General features: G+C 54.8%; 2 protein-coding genes and 1 pseudogene. 2 read left to right on the plus strand and 1 reads right to left on the minus strand.

Features of this window, described 5'->3' with window-relative positions; translation table 11 throughout:
• Positions 1 to 1,075: pseudogene (locus BOW51_RS11240) on the plus strand (hypothetical protein); the annotation flags it as partial.
• Positions 1,076 to 1,160: 85 nt separating this feature from the next.
• On the opposite strand, the gene apbC reads toward BOW51_RS11240, so the two are convergent.
• Positions 1,161 to 2,249 (minus strand): iron-sulfur cluster carrier protein ApbC, encoded by a 1,089-nt coding sequence (gene apbC / locus BOW51_RS09175; protein WP_078477460.1) that lies wholly within the window; start codon positions 2,247 to 2,249, stop codon positions 1,161 to 1,163.
• Between the two features lie 234 nt (positions 2,250 to 2,483).
• Between apbC and BOW51_RS09180 the strand changes: the two genes are divergently transcribed.
• On the plus strand, positions 2,484 to 2,884 hold a 401-nt coding region (locus BOW51_RS09180), incomplete at its 3' end, for a class I tRNA ligase family protein (RefSeq protein ID WP_174564748.1).

The following is a 2,884-nucleotide window of genomic DNA, read 5'->3' on the forward strand; positions in this document are numbered from 1 at the left end:
TATTATGCTCGAACGTCATGTTGAAGGACGCGATTATCGCCTGGTGGTCCTCAACGGCCGTACGGTCTGGGCCATCGAGCGTGTTCCGGCTGGAGTAACAGGCGATGGCACCCACAGCGTGCGTGAGTTGGTCGAGTCAGCCAACAATGACCCAAGTCGTCAGGGACATAACTCCCCCCTGAAACCTCTTGACCTTACCCCTGATGCACTTGACTTGGTTGATGAGCAGGGCCTGACTCTGGATGCAGTGCCAGAAGCTGATCGTCATGTCCGTCTGAGTCGGAACGGTAATGTCTCCAGTGGCGGGACACCTGTCACAGTATTCGAACAGGTGCATCCCGATAACCTCAAGCTGGCAGTCCGGGCGGCGGACGTCCTGAAGCTGGATTTGGCAGGCGTCGATCTACTGATCCCGGACATCAGGCAATCCTGGCTGGAGTCTGACGCCGCCATCTGCGAGGTAAACGCACAACCGCAGTTTGGCCCGGTCACTGCGGGACACCTCTACCCCGAAGTTCTGTGCAGTCTGATCCAGGGCAACGGCCGGATTCCCCTCACCCTAATCCTGGGCGATACACATAACCTGGCGCGAAGGTTGGGCAAGACTCTTGCACAAGCAGGAATACAAGTCGGCCGGGCAGATCCTGACGGCTGCTACCTGCAGGGCCAACCAGCCTCACGCGATGCGAAAGGGGCCTACACTGCTGGTCGCTGGCTGGTCGCCGATCCGGCAGTGGAAGCGGGTATCCTTAGCATCAATGAGGCAGAGCTCTTGAAGACAGGATTGCCCTTCGACCGTTTTGACTCGCTGGTTATCGCCGGCCCCCTGACCGGATCGGACTCACCCCACGCCCTGACGATGCTCCTGGCAGCTTTGCTACCTGCCTGCATCGGACCAGTCAGCCTGGCACCCGACAGCGGCCAGCAGGAACTGGTCGAAAAAGTCTCCGGGCTACGCCCGGTTTCGGTATTGGAAGGCACCCCGGATGACCAGGCAGAAGAGCTGGCCAGACTCATGTTGGCAGCCCGGGAGCGGCACCGGCAACCGGTGTCAGAAGAAACCAATCATCCTTAAACATACTGTCATCCATGCGAATCTACAGGCGTAAAAAAGCCCGCTAGCTAGCGGGCTTTTTCGGTAAGCAATGCGCCAGTCGTGATCAGTTGTTCTGGATCACGATATTGGGGAACTTGGACGCATAGCTCTTTGCCTGCAGAGCCAGCTTGGCAGCTGACTTGCGAGCGATTTCACGATAGATCATGGAGATACGGGAATCGGGCTCGGCAACAACTGTTGGCTTGCCTGCATCAGTCTCTTCACGAATACGCATATCGAGTGGCAGGCCACCGAGAAAATCAACGCCATACTCGTCAGCCATGCGCTTGCCGCCGCCTTCACCGAAAATTGGCTCCTCGTGTCCACACTTGGAACAAATGTGCAGGCTCATGTTCTCTACGATACCGAGTACCGGCACCTCAACCTTTTCGAACATCTTGAAGCCCTTGCGCGCGTCAAGCAGTGCAATATCCTGCGGTGTAGTCACCACAATCGCACCTGAGACAGGCACCTTCTGCGCCAGTGTCAGCTGGGTATCGCCGGTGCCCGGCGGCAGGTCGATGATGAGATAATCAAGATCACTCCAGTTAGTGTCATTAAGCAGCTGCTCAAGTGCCTGTGTAACCATCGGGCCACGCCAGATCATTGGCGTCTCTTCGTCGATCAGGAAGCCGATAGACATCGCCTGCAGATCGTAGCTTTTCATCGGCTCAAGCGTCTTGCCGTCATTTGAATCCGGCTTGCCGGAGACACCCAGCATACGCGGCTGTGACGGACCATAGATATCAGCGTCGAGAATACCGACGCGTGCACCTTCGGCAGAGAGCGCAAGCGCAAGGTTGACTGCAGTGGTCGATTTACCCACACCGCCCTTGCCTGATGCAACTGCGATAATATTCTTGACGTTGTCGATTGGCTTGAGTGCTTTCTGTACAGAATGCGCAACAATCTTGGTGGTCATTTCAACATCGGCAGAATCTACACCGTCGGCACCCTCGACAGCCTGTTTGACAGCTGCGGCGATATCAGCCTCGACACCCTTAGCAGGGAAACCGAGTTCTACGGTGACCTTGACACTGCCACCATCGATGGCAATATCCTTGATCGATTTTGCTGTGACCAAATCTTTCTGAAGATGCGGCTCAATATAGCCCTTGATCGCTTCTTCAACCTGTTCTGTTGTTACTGACATCGAAACTTCTCCTGCCTGAATGCGCAGTCAAATAGAAAAACACGCGCTATGATAATCGCTAAAGATCAGCGATTCTACACCAACATATGGATAATTCCCAAGTAATTGACTCGGTTTTTCCTGTGGTATTCGTCCCTGTTTGCCATTTCGCAATCAATTAGCTGTTAAGTATTTCAGTAGCTTGTGAAATAATAGCGTATTGATTAGCCCGCACCGGGACACGACCTGAACACCATGACACGCAAGATTCTCATCACCAGCGCCCTGCCCTATGCCAACGGCCCGATTCACCTCGGCCACCTGGTTGAATATATCCAGACAGATATCTGGGCGCGCTTTCAGAAGATGCGGGGCCACGAGTGCTGGTACGTCTGCGCCGATGACGCCCACGGCACACCCATCATGCTGCGTGCACGCCAGGAAGGCATTGAGCCTGAAGAGCTGATCGCACGGGTTGCACAGGAACACCAGGCAGATTTTGCCGGTTTTTCAGTCGGTTTCGACAACTATCACTCGACCCACTCGGAAGAGAACCGCCAGTACTCGGAACTGATTTATTGTAATAACAGGGACGCGGGTCATATCGCGAAACGTATGATCACCCAGGCCTACGATCCGGTTGAGAACATGTTCCT

The organism is Solemya elarraichensis gill symbiont, from assembly GCF_002021095.1.
Lineage (GTDB): Bacteria > Pseudomonadota > Gammaproteobacteria > Chromatiales > Chromatiaceae.

Excerpts from the sequence above, each read along its gene's own strand:
- apbC (WP_078477460.1), bottom strand. The coding sequence starts at position 2,249 with ATGTCAGTAACAACAGAACAGGTTGAAGAAGCGATCAAGGGCTATATT.